This window comes from Rhizobium sp. RSm-3 (assembly GCF_001854685.1).
Taxonomy (GTDB): Bacteria; Pseudomonadota; Alphaproteobacteria; order Rhizobiales; family Rhizobiaceae; genus Rhizobium; species Rhizobium ecuadorense.
Genome location: NZ_MAWZ01000059.1, coordinates 166931 through 190690, shown reverse-complemented (window position 1 = coordinate 190690; position 23760 = coordinate 166931). Strand labels below are relative to the sequence as shown.

Genomic DNA, 23760 nt, shown 5'->3' with positions numbered 1-23760 from the left:
TTGCCGTCTGCCGCCATAGGGTTTGCTTATGGCAGAGGAGGTCGGAAAAGGATCGGCCCTAAACCGTCTTGATGCCCTGATGCTGGCTGCTCATCAGCTTTGCCACGATCTCCAGCAGGACGGCCCGAGCCGCGAGCGCCGGCTCCGACAGGGGCAGATGGTCGGAGACGCAGAGAGAGACCGTCGCTTCGATGACGGGCTTGGTCAGCGCCCGCACCTGCGTGCCGGCGAAATAGGAGGTCTCGGTCACCACCGATGCCGGAAGGATGGTGGAGCCGAGCCCCTCGCGCACCGCGGCGTCGAGCGCCGGCACCGACTCGATCTCCGACAGCACCTGCGGATGGGCGCGGGCGCGGGCGAACGCTTCGTCGATGAGCCGGCGCAGCAGATGGCCTTTGCTCGGCAGCAGCAGCGGCAGGGCATCGACCGATGCGAGCGGCAGGGGCTCGGAAGCATCACCAGGCAATTCCATGCCCGGCGGCGATACCAGGAACATCTGCTCGCGAAACAGCGGCTGGAGCGTCACGCCTTTGATGGGGTCTGCGGCATAGATCAGCGCCATATCCATCTTGCCGGTCATGATGAGTTCGCTGAGGATATGGCCGAAACTGTCGTTTATGTGCACGACGACGTCGGGATGGCGGGCTTTCATTTCCTTCAGGATCGGAAGCGACAAGGCGCTCGACGTCGAATAGGTCGCAAGCCCGATCGATACTCGTCCAGCCACCGACTTTGCCGACTGGTTGATATCGGTCTGAGCCTGATCAATCTGCTTCAGCATCAGCTGGGCATGCCGATAGAGGATCAGGCCGGCCTCGGTCGGGGTGATGCCGACATTGCTTCGGATCAGAAGCTTGTGCTTGAAGTGGGCCTCCAGCGCGGCAATCTGCTGGGAGAGCGCAGGCTGGGCGGTGCGAAGCAGGGAGGCTGCGCGCGATACGCTGCCGGTATCGACGATCTTGACGAAACTTCGCAGTTTTCTGAAATCTACGCTCATGGCCTCAAGCTTCGGTTTTACGGAACCTAAGACCTAGGGCGGGAGACGCGCAAGCCCCTCCCGCGTGCCGCAGAATTCAACGCAATTCGCCGACCGCCCGCTCGATGCGGTCACAGGCTTCGGTGATGGCGTCCATCGAGGTGGCGATCGATAGGCGGAAATACGGCGACAGGCCGTAGGCCGCGCCCTGCAGGGCCGCCACGCCGACGCCGTCGAGAAGATAGAGGACGAAATCGAGATCCGTCTCGATCACCTTGCCCTCCGGCGTCCTCCTGCCGATCACGCCGGCACAGTTCGGAAAGAGGTAGAAGGCCCCGTCCGGCACGAGGCAGGACAGGCCGGGCACGGCGTTCAGACGCCGGCAGGCATAATCGCGGCGCTCCTTGTAGATCTTGACGCTGTCGGTGACGAAGCCCTGCTCCGAGGCCAAAGCGTGCGCGGCCGCCGCCTGGCTGACCGAGGACGGGCAGGACGACATCTGCGACTGCAGCTTGTTGATCGCGGCGATCAGGGGCGCCGGCCCCGCTCCGTAACCGATGCGCCAGCCGGTCATGGCATAGGATTTCGACACGCCGTTGGTGAGAAGCACCCGCTCCTTCAGTTCCGGCACGGCTGCGACCAGCGTGGTCATCGGCTCGTCCTTGAACCAAACCTGATCGTAAATGTCGTCGGAGAGAATCATGACCTGGGGGTGCCGCAGCAGCACCTTGCCGATCTCCCGCAATTCGTCGCGGCTATAGGCAGCACCGGTCGGGTTCGACGGCGCGTTCAGGATCAGCCACATGGTCTTCGGCGTAATCGCCGCTTCGAGAGCATCAGGCGTCAGCTTGAAGCCCTGTTCCTGCGGGCATTGCACGATGACCGGCTTGCCCTCGTTGGCGATCACCATATCGGGATAGGAAACCCAATAGGGGGCCGGAATGATGACCTCGGCATCGTTCTCGACGCTGGCCATCAGAGCGAGGAACAGGATCTGCTTGGCGCCGCCGCCGACACAGATCTCATTATCGGCATATCGCAATCCGAGACGCCGATCGAAATTGCCGATGATTGCTTTGCGCAGCAAAGGCGTGCCATTGACGGCGGTGTATTTGGTCTCGCCCCGGTCGATCGCGGCATGGGCCGCGGCCTTGACGTGATCCGGCGTATCGAAATCTGGCTCACCGACCGTCATGTCGACGATGTCGCGGCCGGCCGCCTTCAGCTCGCGAGCGCGCGCCGCAGCCGCCGTGCTCGGCGAAACCTTGATCCTGGAGACGCGTGAAGCGGGCACGAAAGTGCTCATGGATATTTCCTTATTTCTTCGTGGGTTTCAGTGAACGGCTTCGGTCTCGCCGCGCATCTTGCCCGTCAGGAAAAGCTCGCCGAGTTCGTCGTGGCTGATCTCCCCCGGCAGGCCGTCCCAGATGACTTTGCCGAGCCGGAGGATCACGGCGCGTTCGGCGACCTCCATGGCCTTCTTGGTATTCTGCTCGACAAGCAGAATGGTCTGCCCGGCGGCATGCAGGCGCAGCAGCTCGTTGAAGACGATGCCGATCGCCGCCGGCGAAAGGCCGACCGACGGCTCGTCGACCAGCAGCACCTTCGGGCGCTGCAGGACGGCCATCGCCACTTCGAGCAGTTGCTGCTCGCCGCCCGACATATTGCCGGCCAGCGTCGAGCGCCGCGTCTTCAGGATCGGAAAGAGATCGTAGACATAATCCCGATCCGCCTTCACTTTGTCGTCGCGCAGCGTATAGGCCGCCATCTGCAGGTTTTCGTCCACCGTCATGACCGGAAAATTGCAGCGGCCCTGCGGCACGAAGGAGATGCCTTCACCGAGAATGGCGCGCGACTTGTAGCCGGCTATATTCGTGCCCCGCCAGTCGATGCTGCCGTCCTTGATCGTCGTCATGCCGTAGAGCGTCTTCAGAAGTGTCGATTTCCCCGCTCCGTTCGGCCCCATCAGCGCCACGAACTGGCCTGCCGGCACGTCGAGATCGACGCCGTTCAGGATGTCGAGGGATCCATAGCCGGCGCGCAAGCCCTTGATCGAGAGGTTTGAATCAGCCACCGAGATAGGCCTCCCTGACCCGCTGGTCGTTGATGATTTCCTGTGGCAGACCCTCGGCGAGCTTGCGCCCCTGGTCGAGCACGATCACCCGCCGGCATATGCTGGTCACCACATCGATATTGTGTTCGATGATCAGGAAGCTGACGCCGAGCGATGTGTTGGCGTAGACGATGGTCTCGACCACCCGCTCGATGATCTTCGGATTGATGCCCGCCATCGGCTCGTCGAGCAGGATCAGCTTCGGCTCCGGCATCAACATCGAGGCGAACTGGATGAGCTTCTGCTGCCCGCCGGAAAGATTGCCGGCCGGCTGTTTGCGCACATCCCACAATCCGGCCATTCTGATCAGTTCCTGCGCCCTTTCCCGCAATCCCGACACCCGGCTGCGCGACAGCTTGCCGATCCCGAAGGTGGAGAAGAGAGAGGGGAAGCTGAACATCTGCCCGGCGATGATCAGGTTTTCCTCGACGTCGAGCGATTTGAAGACGACCGTCTTCTGGAAGGAGCGCAGCATGCGCCCCTCGCGGGCGATCCGGTTCAGCTTCCATCCGGTGATATCCTGGCCGTCGAGCCTCACCTTGCCGCTATCGGGTTTGCCGAGGCCGGTGCTGCAATCGAAGAAGGTCGATTTACCCGAGCCGTTCGGCCCGATCAAACCGGCGATCTCGCCGCGCTCGACATGGATGCTGACATCGTCGACCGCCTTCACCGCGCCGTAGGATTTCGTGAGATTGCTGATTTCGAGAATGGGAAGACCGGTCATTTCGCGCTCCCGATCGAATCCCAGAGGCGGTTGATCACGGGCGCAAAGCCCTTTCTGAACCAGAAGACCAGGACGAGCAGGCAGAGCCCGTAGGCGATCATCCGAAGTTCCGGCGTCACACGCAGGGCCTCGGTCAGACCGACGAACAGCAGGCTGCCGAAGACGACGCCCGAGATCGTGCCGGCGCCGCCGCCGAGCACGATGATCAGCATCGTCGTCGAATAATACATCTGGAAGGTCAGCGGGCTGACCACCGTCAGATAATGCGCGTAGAGACTGCCGCCGACGCCGGCGAAGACCGCGCTCAGCATGAAGACGATCAGCTTGTAGCGCCAGGTGGGAATGCCGACGGATTCGGCCAGCGTCTCGTTCTCGCGGATGGCGATCATGTTGCGGCCGGCAGGCGAGCGGACGATCATCCAGACGGCGAGCGTCGCCAGAATTCCGACGGTCAGCGCCAGATAATAGAAGGCCGTCGTGCCCGATACGGTGAAGGACAGCGGCCCGAGCGCAAAATGCGGCTTCGGTATGCTGGAGAGGCCCATATCGCCGCGGGTGAGCGAAATCCAGTTCTTGGCGATCGCCTGGCCGATGATCACGAAGCCGAGCGTACACATCACGAAGGATGTCGAGCGCAACCGCAGGGCGGGGATGCCGAGAGGCAGGGCGATGGCGCCCGCCGCCAGCCCGGCAGCGGCGACGTTGACGTAGAACGGCGTGCCGTAGGTGACGGCCAGCAAGCCCGAGGTATAGGCGCCGATGCCGAAAAACGCGGCCTGGGCAAGCGAGAGCAGGCCGGTATAGCCGACCAGGAGATTGAGGCCATGCGCCGGCAGCATGAAGATCAGCGCGATGATCAGCGCGTGGACGACATAGGTGCTGGCGACGAAGGGGGCGCAGAGCGCGGCCAACAACAGCAGCAAACCGAGCGGCAGGCGAAGATCGCGACGCTGCTGTGATTGCGAGACTTCCGTGAGAGACATAGCGAGTCCTCAAATTCGAGAAAGGTTCGGCCGAGCGCGCTCAGAAGCGCGCCTGCGTCGAGAACAGTCCATGCGGGCGCCACATCAGCATCAGGATCAGGGTGGCGAAGCCGACGGTGTCGCGGAACTGCAGTCCCACATAGGTGGCAACCAGGCTCTCGGCGATCCCGAGGATCATCGCCGCAAAGAAGGTGCCGCGCACATTGCCGAGGCCGCCCATGATGATGATCGGCAGGGTCTTGAAGGTGATCAGCTCACCCATGCCGCCATAGACGCTGACATTGACCGGCGCCGTCAGCACCCCGGAAAGGGCGGCAAGGGCAGCGCCGAGGATGAAGGTCCGGAGCACGACCTGTGGCACGTCGATGCCGACCACCTCGCAGCATTCGACATTCTGCGACACCGCCCGCATGGATTTGCCCATCCTGGTGTAGGTCACCATCAGTTCGAGGCCGATGAACACAATCAGGCAGACGATGAGGATGATGACGCGCTGCTCGGCCAGGCTGAAGCCGAGGATCGACACCGGTTCGATATAGCCGCCCGAGAAGAACTTGTAGCCGCCGCCGAAGACCAGGATAACGGTGTTCTGCAGGACGAGCGCAATGCCGAGCGTGGCGAGCACCCCGGATTCGGCCGGAGCGCCGACCATGCGCTGCATCACAAATCTGCCGACCACATAGGCGATGACGATCGTCGACAGCACGCCGACGACGATCGAGGCCTCATAGGACAGTCCGAGATAGTCGATGGCAAACCATGCTCCGAACGTTCCCAGCATGTAATATTCGCCGTGAGCGAAATTGATGGCCCGCAGCACTCCGAATATCATGGTCATGCCGACCGCAACGATGGCGTAGACGGAGCCCGTCACGATGCCGTTGATGATCTGCTCAAGGATTGTTGAGAACATGGCCCTATCCCCGACGATGGATCAGTTCGCAGGATACTGGATATCCGCCGCGTAGGCACCTTTGATGCTCGGCTTGCCGTCCTCGATCTGCAGCAGGATCATCGGCAGGCGAGCCTGATTGTGATCGTCGAAGGTCACCTCTCCGACGGCGCTCTTGTACTTGATCTTGGAGAGCGCATCGCGCACCTTGGCCTGGTCGGGGCTGCCGGCTTCCTTGATCGCCTGGGCGAGAAGGTGAACCGTGTCCCAGTGGACATAGGCGTGGTTGTTCGGCGCCTCGTTGTAGGCGGCCGTGAACTTCTCCACGAAAGCCTTGCTCTCGGGGGAATCGAAGGCCGGCAGCCAAGCCGCGGCTTCGACCGCACCTTCAAGAACCTTCGGCGCCGATTTGATGGTCTTTTCGGTATTGAACTCGCCATTGCCGATCAGGGTCACCTTGCCGGCAAGACCGAGTTCCAGCATCTGACGGGCGATGATCGGGGTGGTATCGGCAAGACCGTACATGATGATCGCCTGGGCGCCATTGTCACGAATCTTGGCGAGCACGCTGCGGAAGTCGACTTCGCCTTCCTTGTAATAGTCCTCACTGACGATCTCGCCCTTGAAATCGGGCAGGTATTTCTTGGTGAAGGTGATTGCCGAACGGCCGTAATCGCTGTCGACCGAGAGAACCGCGAACTTGGTGAAGCCGCGCTGCTCGGCGGCATATTTCGCCACGATCAGCGCCCGGTTCTCGTCTGTGGGATAGTTGCGGAAGGTCCACTTGTAGCCGCCAACGCCGGCGCCATAGGTGATCTTCGGGTTGGAGGATGCGGCGTTCAGCAGAAGCACGCCCGCATCTTCGGCGACCGGCTGCATCGCCAGAGTGACGGAGCTCGAAACGTCGCCGATGATGTAGTTGACCTTGTCCTGGTCGATCAGGCGGCGGGTTGCCGAAACGCCTTCGACCGGCGTTCCCTGACTGTCTGCGGAAAAGATTTCGATCTTGCGGCCGTCGATGCCGCCGGCATCGTTGATTTCTTTCACGGCGAGTTCGGCGCCGTGCAGCGAAAACGCGCCGTAACGGGCATTCGGCCCGCTCATCGGCGATACCAGGCCGAGCCTGATCGTTTCATCCGCGGCGAGAGCTTGGTGCGAGACGCCGGTCATGAGCGCGGTGAAGGAAAGGATTGCCGTGGAAATGCAAAATACCCGGCGCGTCAAAGTCTTGTTCATGGTTCCCACTCCGTTTGTTGGACACGTCTGATCGGCCCCTGCCGTCATGTGCTCAAATGCCGCTTTGCCGCGGTTCTTGTTGCGCCAGTCTTCTGCTGACGCTGTCAGAGTAGGTTCATCCATTGCCGCATGGCCAACACAACTCGCTTCTGCCGCCATAGCGAATCTTTATAGCGGGGAAGGTTTCAGAACACGGCGATATCAGCCTGCCAACCCGCGCTCGCGACGTCGCGGCTGATATTCCCATGCTGCCAAAGGCAATGGGTGTCGATGTGAAATCATGCAAGGAGTTTGCAGCTTGCCCTTCGTTCAGATTCGATCGCGCCGAGATCATCGCCGGGAAGCGCTCCCACTCTCGGCACTGGGAAAGCCGATGTCCTCGGCGTTCAGACGAGGATCGTCACCCCGAATGACACGGTTGCGATCCTACGCGCCAGTCGACAAGGAGCAGGCTTGCAGCTCTCCGCTCAGCCTATCGAGTTCGTTCAAAACATTTCGGATCCGGGCGCGCGCCTGGAGCATCTGTTCCATTTCCGGATTGCCGGACGGTTCGCCCGCGACCTCCAGGTCGGGAGTGTCTATCGCAGTGTTGGAGACCGGGTTTGGAAAGAGGATGATTTCAGCCATTTGCATTCTTTGTTTGGTTGTTTTGGCGGACAGGAAACGCTCATGTCTCCAGCTCCGACGGCTTAGGGGATGCGGCGCGTTTCATTGCCGATCGACCGGAACATCCTCGCTCTTCATGTCAGCGAGTTGCGTGTGTTCGCCAGGTCATAAACGCCGCGCCAGCCTTAACAAATCCCTACTTTCGCCTTCGTGGCAGTCTCACTTTGGGGCTTTGCTGCGCCAATTGGACAAGCCTGCGACAATCGGATACCACAACCATGAATTGCCGCAACAGCCAGACGATCACTCGGCATCGCTACCCGCGCCGCGCGATAGGCGCCCTCTTGCCGCGACCCCAGAAGATGAATGCTGAAAGCGCAAGCAGGATGACGTTGAGCGGCAAGGCCGGCGCTTCGCCGCGGGAGAGATGAAAGATCATCGCAGCGATCTGCAGCAGCACGCAGCCAAGCGCCGCAAGCGCAGTCAGACGCGGCTGGATCCGGGTCAAGGCCGGCAGCAGGACGCCCACTCCGCCGGCAAAATCGATAATCCCCATCAGACGCAGGAACCATGCAGGAACCTGGCCAGGCCATACCCACATTGCCGCCAGTTGATCGACCGGCATGAAGAATTTCATGCAGCCAAACAGGGTGAAAGCGGCAAAGGTCAGCACCTGCGCGGCCCATAACCCCATCCGGAGCAATTTTCCCGCAGGCGGGGCAGAAGAAACGGTGGTGATGTTGGACATTCGAACCTCTCTTGAACAATGGCGGCGCGCCGAACCGACTTGCGATCGCGACCGAGCCACACAGATAAAGCTGGAAGCTCATCGCGAAAACCGGTATATTTCCGAAGAAACTTATCGTTTGGATCGATGAGAATGCAGCCCCATCCGACATTGGATCAGCTTCAAGTATTTCTGACCGTGGTGGAGAAAGGCAGTTTTTCAGCCGCCTCCCGCGCCCTCAACCGAACGCAGTCGGTCGTCAGCTATACGATCGCCAATCTCGAGGCTCAGCTCAGGGTGGCGCTTTTCAGCCGCTCCGGCACCAAGCGGCCGCAACTGACGGAAGCCGGCAGGTCGGTGCTCGAGGATGCCCGCCGGCTGCTGGGCGATCTCGACCTGATGCGGGCGCGCGTCCAGGCCTTGAGCGACGGGCTGGAGGCCGAACTCAATGTGGCGATGAGCGCTTTCGTGCCGTCGGACATCGTCGTCGACACCCTGCGTGCCTTCCGCAGTCACTATCCCACAGTTTCGCTGAATGTGACGGTTGGCACACTGGGGATCGTCATGGATGCGGTTATCAATGGCAGGGCCGTCGTCGGCTTTGGCGGCGCCATGGCGACAAGGAACGATCAGATCGTTTTCGAACGGATCGGCCAGGCGGCGATGATCCCTGTCGCCGCCCCCGATCATCCGCTTGGAAAGTTGCGCCGGCCGATGACCCTCGCCGATGTGCGGGACGAAACCCAGCTCGTCGTCTACGACGCTTCGGGCTTGACGAAGGGACGCGATTTCAACGTGTTTTCGCTCAAGACCTGGCGGGTCAGCGACAATGCGACAAAACATCTCTATATCCGCGGCGCATTGGGCTGGGGCGGGCTTCCGGCATCCCTGGCCAGGGATGATCTCGCCGATGGCCGCCTCGTCCACCTACAGTTTCCGGCCTTCGACCAAAGCGAGTACCCGATCCATGTGATCCGCAACGTCGCAAACCCGCCGGGACCGGCGGCGAGATGGCTGACTGCGAAACTCAAGGCCAGGCTTTCAGGCACAGACAAAGCCGCGGGAGATCAAAAGGACGTACACTGAACGAGTTGCACCCGGTCAATGCCTTCTTAGGATGGAATTGACCCGCAAACCCGCTCGCTTGGATTGGCGCCACCAGCCGGAGAACGCAGCCACAGGGCGATGATATCAGCCTTGGGCACGGCTTTGCTGTAAAGAAACCCCTGCGCCGAGCCGCATCCGTTTGCCGCCAGGAAAGCTGCCTGCTCGGCGGTTTCGACGCCCTCCGCCACGACACTCTGCCCGAGGCAGCGCGCGATGGAGAGGATCGCCTTCACCAGTTCCTCGTTCCGTCTGTCGGTGCTGTTGATGAACGACCGGTCGATCTTCAGCGTATCGATCGGAAAGCGGGCCAGATAGTTCAGCGCCGAATAGCCGGTGCCGAAATCGTCGATGGCGATCGAAAATCCCATGCTTCGGAGTTCGGAGAGCGCCTGCAGCGTTTCATCCTTCTGATCGAGCAGAAGGCTTTCGGTTATTTCGATTTCGACCCATTCCGCGCGGCAACCGGTCTCGCCGAGAATTTCGACGATCGACCTCACCAGTCCGGCGGATTGGAATTGTTTGACCGACAGGTTGACCGCCACCTTGTGCAGCGACCGGCTATCGGCGTTCAATTCCGCCGCCGTCTGGCACGCCTCGCGCAGCACCCATCGCCCGAGCTCCACGATCAGCCCGGTGTCTTCCGCAACCGGAATGAAACGGGTGGGAGGAATCATGCCCATTTCGGGGTGGCGCCATCTCAGCAAGGCTTCGCAGCCGACCATTGCGCCGCCATCCAGAAGCACCTTCGGCTGGTAATGCAGCTCCAGTTCGCCGCGCTCGATCGCACGGCGCAATTCCGATTCCAGCCGCATCCGCTCTTCGGCGTTTGCCGTCAGGTCCTTCGAATAGAAACGAAAACTGTTTCGCCCGGAGCGTTTGGCGAGATACATTGCCGAGTCGGCGTATTTCACAAGGTCGTTGGCATCGGCGCTGTCATTGGGATAGAGCGCGATGCCGACGCTGCAAGAAATGAAGACCTCCTGGCCATCCAGCAGGAAGCGTTCCCTGAACTTATCGAGGATATTGTTGGCAATCCGGCCGAGATCGTCGCCTTGGCTGATATCCGGCAACAGGATCGCGAATTCGTCGCCACCGAGACGGGCGACGGTGTCATAGTCGCGCACGCTCGCATTGAGACGGGCGGCCGCCTGGCAGAGCAAATCATCGCCGACGGGGTGGCCCATCGTATCGTTGACCACCTTGAAATGGTCGATGTCGATCAGCATTAAGCCGGCCCGCTGGCCTCGCGATCCGGCCGAAGTGATCATCTGCCGCAGCCGATCGTTGAACAGCGACCGGTTGGGCAACGAGGTCAACGGATCGTAAAAGGCCATCTGGTGGATTTTCTGGCGCGAGACGTTCAACTCGGTCACATCTCGCGCCACGCCGAGAACCCCGACGATGTCTCCCCCTGCATCGATAATCGGCACCTTGCGTGTTTCAAGAAGTACGGATTGGCCCTTCTCCTTGGAAACGACCCATTCCTCGTCACTGATAATGCACTTTCCCGCCTCGACCGCCGCCTTGTCCGAGTCCCGGAAGTACCGGGCCCTGTCAATATCGAACAGCTCGAAATCCGTTTTTCCGACAACGTCCGCTTCGGCCAATCCGGTTAGCCGTTCGAAGGCGTGGTTGCACATCACATGGACTCCGTCCATGTCCTTGACCCAGACCATATCGGGCATAGTCTGAAGCACGCTCAGCAACTGCATTCGCATGAGGTTGATGGCGTCTTCGGCTTGTTTTCGCTCGGTAATGTCCCGCGAGAACGCCAGGAGCGTGGTGGCCGCCCCCGGATCGGCGCTCGGCCGCTTGGCTATCGATAGCTCGAACCATCGCGTCTCACCATTGGGCAGGGAAATGCAAATGCATCGGCCGTAAGCAGCTCCCTCTCTGCCGGCCTCGTGCAGAGCCTCCATCGCGATGGTCGCCTGGTCCGGCGCTAGAACGTCGTTGATCGTCCTGCCGAGCAGCATCTCTTTCTGCTGGGCCAGCAGTTCGGGGTTTCTTGTCCAGACCTGAAGATAACGGCCGCCCTCGTCCACCTCGAAAAGAACATCCGGTATGGCGGCGATGATCCCCTCGGCGAATTCAAGCGCCTTCCTGAGCTCGCGCTCCGCCTGCTTGTGTTCGCTAATATCGACGACAGCGGCCGGCTGCGAAAGCGATTGGGACAACGTCATGACGGATCTCCTCACCATGGACATCAACCGAATGCATCATCCATCCAATCGAGAATTTTCTCGGAAAGGCCGCCCAAGTCATTTGAGGCGAAAACAGCGATCCGAAGATATCGCCGCAATGGCATCGGTCCGCGAGGACCGAGCACTTCGGCTTCGACCTGAATATGCGGAGACAAAATTTAAGAGATTGCTGCCGTCTCCGGTGCCGCCGTCACTTTCGACGCGCGATACGGATCGAGCTGCGCAATATGGATATCCACCATTCTCACAACCCGCTCCCGGCTGCCGTCGCCTCGCCAGCGTTGCGGAAATGAGCCAGCTGAGGAGGTCGCACGATCAGATCGGCCCACAAACGCGCCTCCGTTATCCAAAATCCGAACCCACTGGCCAAATCACGACGCTTTCGCGCCGGCTTCCATGCAAGGAACTGGTTTCGTTGCGTTTTCATAAAAGTGTTTACGCTTCTGAAACCAGACCATCGACAAATTTGGGTCACCGAATGAGGTGCTGCTTGTACTTCTCCGCCATGATGACGGGTTCAGAGACGAGCCAGAAATCCGCGCTGCTCATCAAACGATGAGCGCGCGCGTTCAGAGGTGGAAATGTTCGATAATTCGCATGCGCATGACAGCCGTTATCCCAAGTGCAGCGCCCAGAGCATTCCCGTCTGGAACTGTTGACGCGCCCGTATTGGTTTGCTGAAGGCCTCCTGGCATTGCTGTCAAACTGACGCCGATTGCGACAGCGGTCCGGAGAGAGCGCATCATCGACGTGAAACCCATTTCCGGTGCGCCGGCGCTCGATGCGCGGACCGCGGCCATGATGGCCAATCTCTAGATAGTGATCGTGACGCAACCTCCGCCCGCCGGAGGCTGCTTGGCCGGCTTTTATTTGTCCTGATGGAGCGCGAATGGTGGTGGGATCGGATTTGGAAAACGGGGTGATGCCATCAGGCGAGTCCCATTCCTCCGTGGCGAAATATATCCGCTCCATCGGGCGGCATTACGTCATCGCCGTCGTCGTCATGACGGTTCTGATCGGGGCAACCTTTCTGACGGTCAAGGTGGCGCTCGATCGCCATTCCCTGCAGCAGAACATCAGCTATCTGATCGGGCGCCAGTTCATTCGTTTCCAGCAGCTTGCCAATCAGACGCGAGCGATCATGCGCGCTTCGGCCGATCCGAATATGCCGGAATATATCGTCAGGCCGATGGTCGAGGACGTTCAGAAAGCGATCGACGATATCCGCGCGATGAGCGCACAGTTGAACGCGTTGAATATCGCGGTGGACGCAAATCTTCTCGAACGGCTGAACGGCCGGGATGCGGCATCTGAAAAATTGCGCGTGGAACTCGACGGGCGGCTGGAGGATTTCCTTGGAAGGGCTGAACGCGTCGTGTCCGCGAAATTGCTGGATCGGCGGGAGCGATACAGCTTCTGGGGACCGATCGACTTCGCCGTTTCATCCGACAGCATGCTGATGCGTCAGTTCGGCGCCTTGATCGAGAGTGCGCATGACCGGAGCGATATGAGCATCGATCATACCCGCCTGATCAGCGCGGTGCTCCTCACCCTGACCGCAGCCACGCTCATCCTGGCCACTCTCATTCTTTTCATACCGCTCCTCGTCAAGCTGCGCACCGAGCATCGGCGAACCCTCGATTTCGAGATCAAGCTGACGCATCTGGCCCATACCGACACGCTGACGGGCCTCGGCAACCGATCGTCGTTCAATGAGGCGCTGAACGGGCTGTTTGCTTCCCTTGAGCGGACGGGAGCGGGCTTTTCGATGCTGCTGGTCGATCTCGACCACTTCAAGGCCACCAACGACAGTTTTGGCCATCCGGCAGGCGACGCGGTTCTGAGTCACGTCGCCAGTGCTTTACAGAAGACTTTTCGCGCCGGCGACATGGTTGCGCGGCTTGGCGGTGACGAATTTGCTGCTCTGCTTCCCGGCATTTCGGATGCGGCAACGCTTGAGGGAATTGCCGAGCGCGCAGTCGCCGCCATTGCAACGGAATGTCATTTCGAAGGCCGGTTGCTGCCGGTTTCGGCCAGTCTCGGCGGCGCGCTCGTGCCAGGCCATGCGTCGGACGAGGTGACACTTATGCGCATTGCAGATCTGGCGCTTTACGCCGCCAAGGCCAAGCGAAACACCGCCGTCATTTTCGATGAAGCATCCTTCGCCCAGCGTCTGGAGCAGAACCGGCTTGCAGCAGCTCTCGCCGTCGCCGCAGACCGTGACGAGTTCGTCGTCTATTACCAGCAGAAGGTCAATCTGCAGAGCGGCGAGCATCTCGGCTTCGAGGCGCTCGTGCGCTGGCGCCATCCCCAACTCGGCATTCTGCCGCCCGGCCGCTTCCTGCCGCTCATGGAAGGCCATCTCATCCAAAGCATGACGCGCTGTATCGTCAATACGGTCGCTCGCGATCTCAAGACGTGGAAGGCAGCCGGGCTCAAGGCCGGGTCGGTTGCCATCAATCTGCCGGAAGCCCTGCTGGTCGGGGACGATGGTTACACCGTCATCGCTGCAGCGGTGGAAGCGACCCGCCTCGACTGGCTCGACTTTGCCATCGAAGTCACGGAAGACGTCTTCCTCAATCGCGGCGCCAATCAGATCGCGGAGACCATTTCTCGTTTCCGCAAGCATGGAGTGTCGGTCTCGCTCGACGATTTCGGCACCGGCTTTGCGTCGCTCGTGCACCTGCGCGACTTTCCCTTCGACGAACTCAAGATCGACCGCAGCTTCGTCGCCGACATCGGCAAGGATGTTCGCTCGGAGCAGATCATCCGGGCGATCATCGACCTGGCCCGCAACCTCGGCAAAAGGTGTGTTGCCGAAGGCATTGAGGACGAGGTCCAGCGTCATTTCCTTTTGAATGCCGGTTGTGAGATCGGCCAAGGTTATCTGTTCGCCAAGCCGGAACCGGCTGACGCGGCGGTCGAACGATTGGCACGCCGGCCGGCGCCAAGCAGGTTATCACGGCGACCACGCACCATGCGGGCTGAAACTGTCTCCTGAGCAAGGCGCGCACGGACGGTGCGGCAGGGTTCAATAAAAAGAGGGTAAGCGAATGAAACGGGGAATCTTTCGGGTGTGGTTTGTTGCGGCTTTGGCGGCCGCAGCTCCCGCGGGACAGGCTGCGGCGGGGCAGGCTGCCGAGGGGCAGGATCTAGCGGTTGACGTCGTGCATTTCTGGGTATCGAAAAGCGAAGCTGCGGCGCTCGACGTTTTCCGCAGGGCCTGGGCAGCAGCCGGCAACCAGTGGGTCGACATGCCGGCAGAAAACAAGGTCGCCGTCCAGCGGGTCGTGAGCGATCGCATCGCCAACGGATATGCACCGGCAGTGATGCAGTGGAATGCAAACGAGGGATCGCGCGAACTGCCGGAAATGGGCATCGTGCGGGATATAGATGACGTCGCACAGGCGGATCATTGGCAGGGCGTCATTCCGGCCACAGTTCTCGACCGGATTTCCTACAAGGGAAAGGTCTATTTCGCGCCGACCAATATCCATGCGGAAAACTGGCTCTGGACAAGCAAGGCGGCACTGGCAGACGCCGGCGTGAAGACGCCGCAGTCCTGGGACGAACTCTTCGATGCGGCTGAAAAAATCAAGGCGACGGGACGTCTGCCGGTCGCGCTCGGCGGCACGCGGTGGGAAGTGTCACTCATCTTCAACGACATCATCTATCACAAGTTCGGGCCAGAGGGTTACGCCCGTCTGATGAGCGGCGATGCCGCCCTGGTGCAGGACCCGCGCATGATCGAAGCTCTGGAACTGTTGTTGCGCCTATCCAACTATGTGGAGCCGATCGAGCAGCGCAAGGACAAGACATGGGCCGATGCCACGGCGGCGGTGGGCCAGGGCAAGGCCGGCATGCAGTTCATGGGCGACTGGGCCAAGGGCGAACTTGTGGCGCGCGGCTACAGCGTCGACAAGGATTTCGATTGCAGCCTCGTTCCCGGCACGTCCATCGCCTATTTCATGGTGATCGATGCCTTTGCCTTTCCGCTGACCAATCGGGACGGCACGGCGGACGCTCAGCAGGCTTTCGCGCGCATGGTGCTCGACCGCGACAATCAGGTCGCATTCAGCCGGATCAAGGGGTCCTTGCCGGTGCGCACCGATGTCGATCCGTCCGGACTCGATCGTTGCGGCAAGCTGGGGCTGGAGATGATCAAGGCAAAGAAGGGTGAAGTCAGCGCCCAATCCCAGGCCATGCCGACCCAGATGTCGGAGGGCTGGATCGCCGTGGTGGGCGATTTCTTCAATAGCAGGAATATGTCTGCGCAAGAGGTTCAGAAACGTTTGCATGACTTGCTGATGCAGCGCTGAGGGCGCGGACATCGTGCCCGCTAGAGGCGTGATCGGCGCCGCGAAAGGCGGTGGGGCGGCGTTGCACGAATATCCATAATTCGCAAACATGTCCGATACACGCAGCAAACGACGCGCGGGAAACCCGTTTCCCGCCTGAACTTGCAAGTTTTAACAAAGGCTTAAGTTTCCAGGATACATCTTGCATTAGTATTTTTTGATGTGCTGCGCGGCGGTGGTTTTTTGAAGTCAGCTCTTTCATTTTCATTGGGTCGATATTTCCGCGCTCTTCGCGGCCTCGGAAGGGACAGAACCGGTAACGTCGCGATCGTCGTTGCCCTCACCCTGGTGCCGATGCTCGTCGCCGTCGGCGCAAGTTTTGACTATATTCGCAGCTACAATGTCCGGCAGAAAATGCAGAGCGACCTTGACGCCGCTCTGATCGCCGCGGTCAAGCAGATCAACAACACCGCGGATACCGACGCCCTCAAGGCGAAGGTTTCCGACTGGTTCCATGCGCAAGTGGAAAACAGCTACACGCTTGGCGAAATCGACATCGATACGACCAATCACAACATCACGGCGACGGCAAGCGGCACCGTGCCGACGACGTTCATGAAGATCGCCAATATCGACACCGTCCCCGTCAGTGTGGGTAGTGCCGTCAAGGGGCCGGCGACGTCCTATCTCAACGTCTATATCGTCATCGACAGATCGCCGTCGATGCTTCTGGCGGCTACGACTTCAGGTCAATCGACCATGTATTCCGGCATCGGCTGCCAGTTCGCCTGCCATACGGGTGATGCGCACACCGTCGGCAATAAGAAATATGCCAACAACTATGAATATAGCACCGAGAAGAAGATAAAGCTGCGTGCCGATGTCGCCGGTGACGCCGTCCGAGAAGTGCTCGACATGATCGATGAATCCGACAGCAATCACGAACGGATCAAGGTCGGGCTATACAGCTTGGGTGATACGACCAAGGAAGTTCTCGCTCCAACCCTGGATACTTCAAACGCACGCAAACGCCTGTCAGATGACAGCTACGGTCTGACAAGCGCAACTTCGATGAACTATACCTATTTTGACGTCGCCTTAGCGGCACTACAGAACATAGTCGGCACGGGTGGTGATGGCACCTCTTCGGCAAATCCGCTCAAGCTGGTTCTCCTGCTGACAGACGGCGTTCAGTCACAGCGCGGATGGGTGGTTAAGAACTCAAGCAACTTGAAAAAGGTGGCGCCACTCAACCCGGACTGGTGCGGCTACGTCAAAAACAAGTCCGCCACCATGGCGGTTCTTTATACCGAATATCTGCCGATCACTACGGACTGGGGTTACAATGACACCGTCGGCTCAACCATGGCGAGCGCCAACTGGAAGAGCAACTGGGGCGGCACCATGCGGAGCGGCGTGTCGACCAGCATCACCAGGCGAGACTACATCCCCTATGCGCTGGCCGACTGTGCGTCGTCCAAGAGCCTGTTCCTGTCGGCCTCGTCGTCCACCGAGATCACGGAGGGCCTGTCGGCGCTCTTCACTCAATATCTCTCTTCCGTGCGGCTGACCCAATGAGACTGAGAAAACCGTGTGCGCCGCTGCGCCGCCTGATCGGCGACAATAAAGGAGCTGCTGCGATCGAATTTGCGATCCTGGCCCTGCCGCTCTTCATCATATTGTTCGGCATTATCGAAGTGTCGCTGATGTTTTTCGTGAACTCCGCGTTGGACGCTTCGGTGCACAAGATCTCCCGGATGATCCGCACCGGCGAGGTGGCATCCTCCAAGATCACATTGGCCAGTTTCAAAGCCAAGATATGCGAAGACATGCTTCTGTCGTTCGGCTGCTCCAGCGGTCTCGTCGTCAAGGTGAACGTGCTGTCCGACATGTCGTCCGCAGCCCACACCGATCCGATCGATAGCAGCGGCAAACTCGCCGTCACCGAGACTTATGATATCGGCAAGGGCAGCGACTACATCCTGGTTCAGGCGTTCATGCCATGGACGGCCGTCGTCAGTTTCTTCAACCTGTCGAGCGCCAAGCTTTCCGACGGCCGCTATCTCCTCGGATCCTCCGCTCTATTCCGCAACGAGCCTTTCTGACATGACTATGAAACGGAGCCTGTCCCTTTTCCGCTTCGCGCAGTCCGGCATCCGTCATCTTGTGCGCGACCGGTCGGCTGCTTCGGGCGTGGAGTTCGCACTCGTGCTGCCAATCCTGCTGATGCTGCTGTTCGGCACCGCCGATCTCGGCCATGCGCTGACGGTCAGCCGCAAGATAGACGAGATCGCCTCGTCCACGGGCGACATGATTGCCCAGCAGAGCTCCTGGACGAAGTCCGACGTCGCCAAGCTGCTTTCCGGCGCCAGCTTCATCCTGCAGCCATACGAAACCACCAAGCTGACGATCACGGTCGCGGTCAACGACGTCAATACGAGCGGCAGCGCGACCGTCAACTGGTCTGCCGCGCTCAACACCTCGGCGGTGAATTCCGGCACGGCGAGCGCAGTCGCAATCCCCGCCAAAATCCAGGAAAAAGGCGTGCAGGTGGTGCTGACCCGGGTGCAATACACATTGACGACGCCGGTCTCGGCGTTTTTCTCAAATTTCACCGGCCAGAACGGCTACAGTTTCGACCGCTATTTCTTCAACCGCCCGCGCGTGAGCGACACGATCACTTACAAGTAAGCCGAAGACGCCCGCCGGATCGCCAAACCATGCGCCCGAGGGAGGAGACAAGCAAAAGCCCCGGCGCGAGATTGGCCCATTCAGCCGCCGAGCCTGACAATGCCGTATGGATTGAACTTGAACTCGTCGACTTCGTAAGTGGAATTGAAGGAGAGGCTCGCCCGGCGTTCCTTCAGCGTCGGCTTGAGACCGCGCTCGGCGATCTCGTCGGCGACAGCATCGATGATCGCGACGATCTCCCGTTCGCTGCCGGCCGTGTCGGGCACATAGACATCCGGTAGTCCGACGAGATGGAAGCCGACGCTTTCGAGATACCCCCGTGCGGAGAGCGGCCGCTTTGCAAAGGCCAGCCGGCCGATCCGCTGCTGAGCCAGCCTGTCCGCGGCATTCTGCGCCTCAGTTCCCTGCCGGATCAGCTCTCGCCACCGATCGAGGCCATGCGCGATGCCGGCGCTTTCGCCCTTCACAGCAATAGCTCCCGCATCGATCACACATTCGACGAGGCGGAGTGCCAGCATCGAAACCTTCACCGTCTCTGCCTGCGCCATGCTCGGGCCGAGGATGTAGAGGACCGACTGATGATCGGCGACGGCTTTCTCGTCTGCCTGACCCCACGCATCGGGTTCGACCCGATCCCAGCAGACGTCGAATGACCGGCTCATGCGATCATCCGGCTCGGCCTGCGAATAATCATCGTCGATGCTGAATCCGGTGGCGAAGTCGGCGATCGCCTGCGATGCCGCCTCGGACAGATGGCTCAGGTCGCGATCCCGCCCGAGAAAACACAGGACATGCCTTGGTGTCACCGACGATGCCTCGGCCTCGGCCTGCAGCGTTTGCTCGCCGGAAGCAGGGCCGGGCTCCTTGGCTGATGACGACCTCCAGCCGAGCATGGCCCACAGGGCCCCCAACAGCGCCCGACGCATGAGATTCACGATCGATGCCTTTCGTTCGGTCAAATGTTTCGGCCTGCCTCAGCCTTGTAAACATCCGAAATCCGAAACGAAAGACATCACCATCGCCAAGGCGATGCTCAGGCCCAGATATCCCCTGGCGTGAAACCTTCGGTGAAGGGATCGTCCTTGTCGAGAACGAGGGTATTCAGGCCGGAGATCCAGCTGGTGCCGGTCAGCGTCGGGACAACGGCGGATCTGTCGCCGATCCTGGCTTCTTCGACCAGCCTGCCGGTGTAGATATTGCCGAGGATACCCTGATGCCGGAAATCCTGATCGAGCGGCAATTCGCCCTTGGCATGCAGAACGGCCATCTTCGCGCAGGTGCCGGTGCCGCAGGGGCAGCGATCGAGCGCACCCGTCCAGGTGGCGGGATCGTCCCAGGAAAGATCGCCCGTGGCCATCGTCACCGTATTTTTCCAGTCGGCGTTCGGATCGTCCGTCGGCCCCGACAGCTGCGAGATCGTGATGCCGACGCCGGGATAGTGCGGATGGGCAACCGGCAACTGTTCGATGGCGGCCTGCCGGATCATCGCCGAAACACGCGCGATCTCCCGCCCATGTGCCGGGATCAGTTCAAGGCCTTTGAACTGCCCGACATCGGCGATGACATAGAACATACCGCCCCAGCCGACATCGACGGTGACCTTTCCAAGATGCGGCACGTCGATAACGGCATCGAGATGGGCGGCAAATGCCGGCACGTTTTTGAAGGTCACGCTCTTGACCTTGCCGTTGCTGCATTCCGCCTTGACGCGGATCAGGCCGGCCGGCGCCTCGAGAACCAGTTCGGTGACCGGCTCCTTCATCGATAGCATGCCCATTTCCAGGAGGACCGTCACCACCGAGATGGTGTTGCCGCCGGACATCATCGGATATTCGACCTGCTCCATGATGACATAGCCGGCACCGGCCTCCGGATGACAAGGCGGCACGATGATGTTGCAGCAATGGGCGGGATAGCCGCGCGGCTCACGCAGCATCAGCTTGCGCAGCTGGTCGTCATTGGTCTCCAGCCATTTCATCTTCTCATAGACGGAATTGCCGGGAATATGGGGCACGCCGCCCGTGATCACGCGCATCGGCGTGCCTGCGTGAGTATCGACCGCGTGGATTGTCCTTTTGAATCCCATGACCATTCTCCTCTGCGGTTCGGTCCCGCCAATGGCGGAGATTTCGTATACGATATTATTTATACGAATGCGCAGGCTTGTCAATCACGAGAGTCATGTTTATGAACATAAATGTACATTTTTCGTCGTAAGCGCCTTGCCTTTGCTGAAATCGCCTGCGGGAACAGTCGGCCCGAAGGCTCAACAGCATCCGGCGGACAAGGAAACACGGGATTGGAGATTTGCGATGACGGATGAGGTCCTGCTCGATCAGACGGAAGCCGAGGCTTTGGCGATGCGAGCCTGCCTGGCGGCAGGTGCGGGGGAAACCAGTGCCCGCTCCTTGGTGGACGCCACCTTATCAGCCGCGCTCTATGGGCCTGCCACACTCGGATTTCCGCATATGGTCGATTACCTCGACAGCTTCCGCGAGGGCCGCATCAACGGCGATCCCTCGCCGAGCTGCGAGCGCCCCTACCCCGCCTTCTTCATCGCCGATGCCGATCGGGGCATTGCACAGCTCGGCTTCGATGTTGCCTTCGAACAGTTGGTCGAGGCGGCGCACACCTTCGGCGTCGCGATCTTTACGCAGACCAACAGCTATACGGCCGGCGAACTCGGCTACTACATCCGCAGGCTTGCCGACGAAGGGATCGTCGGCCTCGCCGCCACCAATGCCAATGCCATGGTGGTCGCCAAAGCCGGTGGACCCGCCGTCTACAGCACCAACCCGATGGCCTTCGGCTTTCCGCTGGGGGAAGGCTCGCTGCCGCTCATCATCGACCAGGCATCGAGCGCGACGGCCTATGTCAATATCGTCGCCGCCGCCGCCGAGGGGCGCGCCATCCCGGAGGGATGGGCCGTCGACGCAGCGGGTATCGACACCCAGGATGCGGCAAAAGTGCTTGCCGGCGCGCTGCTTCCTTTCGGCGGGCGTAAGGGCGCCAATGTGGCGCTGATGGTGGAAATGCTGTCGGCGGGTCTCTCCGGCGGCCCCTGGTCATTGGACACGCCGTCTTTCAGAGAGGGAAGCGCCAGCCCCGCAGTGGGCTTGACCGTCGTCGCGATGATGCCGGGGCGCACCGACGATGGCCTTGTCGAACGTGCCCGCCGCCAGGCAACCCGCCTTCAGGAGCACGGCGTCTTCGTGCCCGGTGTCACCGGCATCGAATATCCGAGGCCGGCATCGGAAAAGCTGAAAGTGCCGCGCGCCGTATTCGAGGCTGTCGTGAAGATCGCAGGCGCCTGACGGTTCTCGCCATCGATGGGTTGACGCTCAGCGGGGCTTTTTTGCCGGAAGATGTTCGAGGAGCGATTGGCAGGCGCTCATGATATGCGCGTAGAGCAGCTCTGCCGCCTTTTCCTCATCGCGCGCGCGGCACGCTTCGAGGATCTGCCGATGCTCTCGATCCGCCGTCTCCTTGCCATGCGACAGTGTCAACTGCACCCTGAGATAACGTTCCAGCCGGTCATTGACGGAACGGATAGTCCTGACGAGAAATGGCCGCTGCGCATCCTCGTAGAGGCAGCTGTGGAATCGCCAGTTCAATTCCGACCAGCGCGCCACATCCGTTTCCTTGGCGAAGGCGTCGCAATAGGCAAGCGCCTTTTCAAAGGTCTCTTCCGTCATATGCGGGATCGAGAGCTTGATGGCGTTCGTTTCCAGGATTGCGCGCACCTCGAAGATCTGGGCGATCTCAGGTTCGGAAACGCTGGTGACGATCGCGCCCTTGTTGCGGTGGAATTCCACCAGGCCTTCGGCCTCGAGCCGTTTGAGCGCCTCCCGCACGGGAATCTTGCTGACGTTGAACAGCCGGGCGACATCGTCCTGGCGGATCGGTTCCCCTTCATCCAGAGAACCGTCAGCAATGGAATCACGGATGAATTTCAAAATTATATCCGAGGCCGTCGGCGCCTTCCCGAGATTTGTCACCTGAGCGGTGTTGAAAGGCATTCCCCAAGCTCCTTCTTTCCGGGATGAAGATCCCACTTGGGATATCGTAGACGATCTCATTCCTCAAGATCGATGAGCTTTTCCAGCAGGGCTTGTGCGCCGGTAATCTCCGGATCCAGCCGCCGATTGCGTTCACCGACGAATTGCCGTGCGGGCCCGATGGGACCGCTCCTTTCGACGTCTATTTCAACAGCGTGTCGACAAATTCAAGCGGAAAAATTACATTGCCGACAGGCTGGTTTTCTGACCCAATGGGGATCGGCGTCTGGAGAGGGGACTTAGGTGCCTGATGAATCGGAAGTGAAACGCATCCGCGAATTTCAGCCACTTCCGGCGCGAGAACGACATGACGGATGTCGCACTGGGGCCGTTGCGGGCTGCGGAGTAATCGCATGACAATCAACAGCATCGGATTCGTCGGTACCGGCGCCATCACCGAAGCGATGGTTCGCGGGCTTCTGGCCGAACCGGCCTATGCCTCCGAGATCCACGTGTCTCCGCGAAGCGCGCATATCGCCGCGACACTGGCAGCCGAATTCGCCTCGGTCAGAATTGCCGGGGACAACCAGACTGTCGTCGATCGCAGCGATATGGTGTTCCTGGCGATAAGGCCGCAGATCGCCGAGGAAGTCGTGCGCGCACTATCGTTCAGGACCGGCCAGACAATTGTCAGCCTTGTCGCGGCCACGGAGCGCCAGGCCGTGCTCGATTGGATCGGCGCCGATATCAATCTCGTCCAGGCCATCCCCCTGCCCTTCGTCGCACAGCGGCAAGGCGTCACCGCCATCTACCCCGCCAATGCCACCATCGCGGCGCTGTTCGACACGCTCGGAACGGCCGTACAATGTCAGTCGCGGAAGGAGTACGATCTCCTCGCAGCCGCAAGCGCTGTCATGTCGACTTATTTCGGCGTCATGGAGTCGATCACCGGCTGGCTGGAAAAAAGCGGCCTCGAAAGGGCAAAGGGCCAAGCCTATATCGCCCCGCTCTTTGCAAGCCTGGCGCAAAAGGCCAACAACCCCTGTAACGAGCCGTTCAGCGCGCTCAGCCGCGAATTCGCCACCAAGGGCGGCCTGAACGAGCAGGTTCTTTCGGATTTCGACAACAAGGGCGGCCTTGCCGCGCTCACCGCCGCGCTCGATGGCGTGCTCGCCCGCATCGAGGGCCGCAACAGCTGAAACGCA

General features: G+C 60.4%; 21 protein-coding genes. 8 read left to right on the top strand and 13 right to left on the bottom strand.

All coding sequences use genetic code 11. The annotated features are described in order from the left end of the window. Positions 1–58: 58 nt before the first annotated feature. From nac to BBJ66_RS31030, 9 genes are all read right to left on the bottom strand, one after another. Positions 59–997, bottom strand: coding sequence for a nitrogen assimilation transcriptional regulator NAC (gene nac, locus BBJ66_RS31070; protein WP_071092969.1), 939 nt, complete (start codon positions 995–997; stop codon positions 59–61). Positions 998–1073: 76 nt separating this feature from the next. Continuing rightward, positions 1074–2282 carry an aspartate transaminase gene (locus BBJ66_RS31065; RefSeq protein ID WP_071092967.1) on the bottom strand — a complete coding sequence of 403 codons (1209 nt, stop codon included), beginning with the start codon at positions 2280–2282 and terminating at the stop codon, positions 1074–1076. A 27-nt stretch (positions 2283–2309) separates the two neighbouring features. After that, the gene (locus BBJ66_RS31060; protein WP_049732087.1) at positions 2310–3050 is read right to left on the bottom strand and encodes a branched-chain amino acid ABC transporter ATP-binding protein; all 741 of its coding nucleotides are present in this window, start codon (positions 3048–3050) and stop codon (positions 2310–2312) included. Next, positions 3043–3813 (bottom strand): ABC transporter ATP-binding protein, encoded by a 771-nt coding sequence (locus BBJ66_RS31055; RefSeq protein WP_071092965.1) that lies wholly within the window; start codon positions 3811–3813, stop codon positions 3043–3045. Before BBJ66_RS31055 ends, BBJ66_RS31060 begins: the two co-directional genes overlap by 8 nt. Beyond that, entirely contained in the window at positions 3810–4796 is a 987-nt protein-coding gene (locus BBJ66_RS31050) for a branched-chain amino acid ABC transporter permease (RefSeq protein ID WP_071092964.1), read from the bottom strand. Before BBJ66_RS31050 ends, BBJ66_RS31055 begins: the two co-directional genes overlap by 4 nt. Positions 4797–4836: 40 nt before the next feature. Next, complete coding sequence (locus BBJ66_RS31045) at positions 4837–5709, bottom strand: branched-chain amino acid ABC transporter permease (protein WP_071092962.1); 873 nt, start codon at positions 5707–5709, stop codon at positions 4837–4839. A 21-nt stretch (positions 5710–5730) separates the two neighbouring features. Next, positions 5731–6924 (bottom strand): ABC transporter substrate-binding protein, encoded by a 1194-nt coding sequence (locus BBJ66_RS31040; protein ID WP_071092961.1) that lies wholly within the window; start codon positions 6922–6924, stop codon positions 5731–5733. A gap of 426 nt (positions 6925–7350) precedes the next feature. Beyond that, a complete protein-coding gene (locus BBJ66_RS31035; RefSeq protein ID WP_225881113.1) occupies positions 7351–7551 on the bottom strand; it encodes a hypothetical protein in 201 nt (66 codons plus the stop codon). 295 nt (positions 7552–7846) lie between these two features. Next, a complete protein-coding gene (locus BBJ66_RS31030) occupies positions 7847–8278 on the bottom strand; it encodes a DoxX family protein (protein WP_071092957.1) in 432 nt (143 codons plus the stop codon). A gap of 132 nt (positions 8279–8410) precedes the next feature. On the opposite strand from BBJ66_RS31030, the gene BBJ66_RS31025 reads away from it, so the two are divergent. Continuing rightward, positions 8411–9343 carry a LysR family transcriptional regulator gene (locus BBJ66_RS31025; RefSeq protein ID WP_071092955.1) on the top strand — a complete coding sequence of 311 codons (933 nt, stop codon included), beginning with the start codon at positions 8411–8413 and terminating at the stop codon, positions 9341–9343. 26 nt (positions 9344–9369) lie between these two features. Here BBJ66_RS31025 and BBJ66_RS31020 read toward each other — a convergent pair whose 3' ends face one another. Further along, entirely contained in the window at positions 9370–11547 is a 2178-nt protein-coding gene (locus BBJ66_RS31020) for a putative bifunctional diguanylate cyclase/phosphodiesterase (protein ID WP_071092953.1), read from the bottom strand. Positions 11548–12457: 910 nt separating this feature from the next. On the opposite strand from BBJ66_RS31020, the gene BBJ66_RS31010 reads away from it, so the two are divergent. The 5 genes from BBJ66_RS31010 (at position 12458) to BBJ66_RS30990 (ending at position 18557) form a co-directional block, all read left to right on the top strand. Continuing rightward, complete coding sequence (locus BBJ66_RS31010) at positions 12458–14569, top strand: putative bifunctional diguanylate cyclase/phosphodiesterase (RefSeq protein WP_071092949.1); 2112 nt, start codon at positions 12458–12460, stop codon at positions 14567–14569. Between the two features lie 52 nt (positions 14570–14621). Then, positions 14622–15887: an ABC transporter substrate-binding protein gene (locus tag BBJ66_RS31005; protein ID WP_071092947.1), complete on the top strand. Its 1266-nt coding sequence runs from the start codon at positions 14622–14624 to the stop codon at positions 15885–15887. Between the two features lie 222 nt (positions 15888–16109). Beyond that, positions 16110–17444, top strand: a complete 1335-nt coding sequence (locus tag BBJ66_RS31000; RefSeq protein WP_049732156.1) for a TadE/TadG family type IV pilus assembly protein — start codon at positions 16110–16112, stop codon at positions 17442–17444. After that, positions 17441–17971 carry a TadE/TadG family type IV pilus assembly protein gene (locus BBJ66_RS30995; protein ID WP_049732097.1) on the top strand — a complete coding sequence of 177 codons (531 nt, stop codon included), beginning with the start codon at positions 17441–17443 and terminating at the stop codon, positions 17969–17971. The genes BBJ66_RS31000 and BBJ66_RS30995 overlap by 4 nt, the downstream gene beginning before the upstream one ends. Position 17972: 1 nt before the next feature. Next, entirely contained in the window at positions 17973–18557 is a 585-nt protein-coding gene (locus BBJ66_RS30990) for a TadE/TadG family type IV pilus assembly protein (protein ID WP_049732098.1), read from the top strand. A gap of 80 nt (positions 18558–18637) precedes the next feature. Here BBJ66_RS30990 and BBJ66_RS30985 read toward each other — a convergent pair whose 3' ends face one another. Both BBJ66_RS30985 and BBJ66_RS30980 read right to left on the bottom strand, forming a co-directional pair. After that, on the bottom strand, positions 18638–19492 hold the full coding sequence (locus BBJ66_RS30985; protein WP_049732157.1) for a hypothetical protein: 855 nt from the start codon (positions 19490–19492) through the stop codon (positions 18638–18640). 98 nt (positions 19493–19590) lie between these two features. Then, positions 19591–20643, bottom strand: coding sequence for a proline racemase family protein (locus BBJ66_RS30980; RefSeq protein ID WP_190238040.1), 1053 nt, complete (start codon positions 20641–20643; stop codon positions 19591–19593). 226 nt (positions 20644–20869) lie between these two features. Between BBJ66_RS30980 and BBJ66_RS30975 the strand changes: the two genes are divergently transcribed. Then, on the top strand, positions 20870–21871 hold the full coding sequence (locus BBJ66_RS30975) for an Ldh family oxidoreductase (RefSeq protein WP_071092942.1): 1002 nt from the start codon (positions 20870–20872) through the stop codon (positions 21869–21871). A gap of 27 nt (positions 21872–21898) precedes the next feature. Here BBJ66_RS30975 and BBJ66_RS30970 read toward each other — a convergent pair whose 3' ends face one another. Next, positions 21899–22576, bottom strand: coding sequence for a GntR family transcriptional regulator (locus BBJ66_RS30970; RefSeq protein ID WP_071092940.1), 678 nt, complete (start codon positions 22574–22576; stop codon positions 21899–21901). A 392-nt stretch (positions 22577–22968) separates the two neighbouring features. Here BBJ66_RS30970 and BBJ66_RS30965 point away from each other — a divergent pair, with 392 nt between their 5' ends. Beyond that, entirely contained in the window at positions 22969–23754 is a 786-nt protein-coding gene (locus tag BBJ66_RS30965) for a pyrroline-5-carboxylate reductase (RefSeq protein WP_071092938.1), read from the top strand. The last annotated feature ends 6 nt before the right edge of the window (positions 23755–23760 follow it).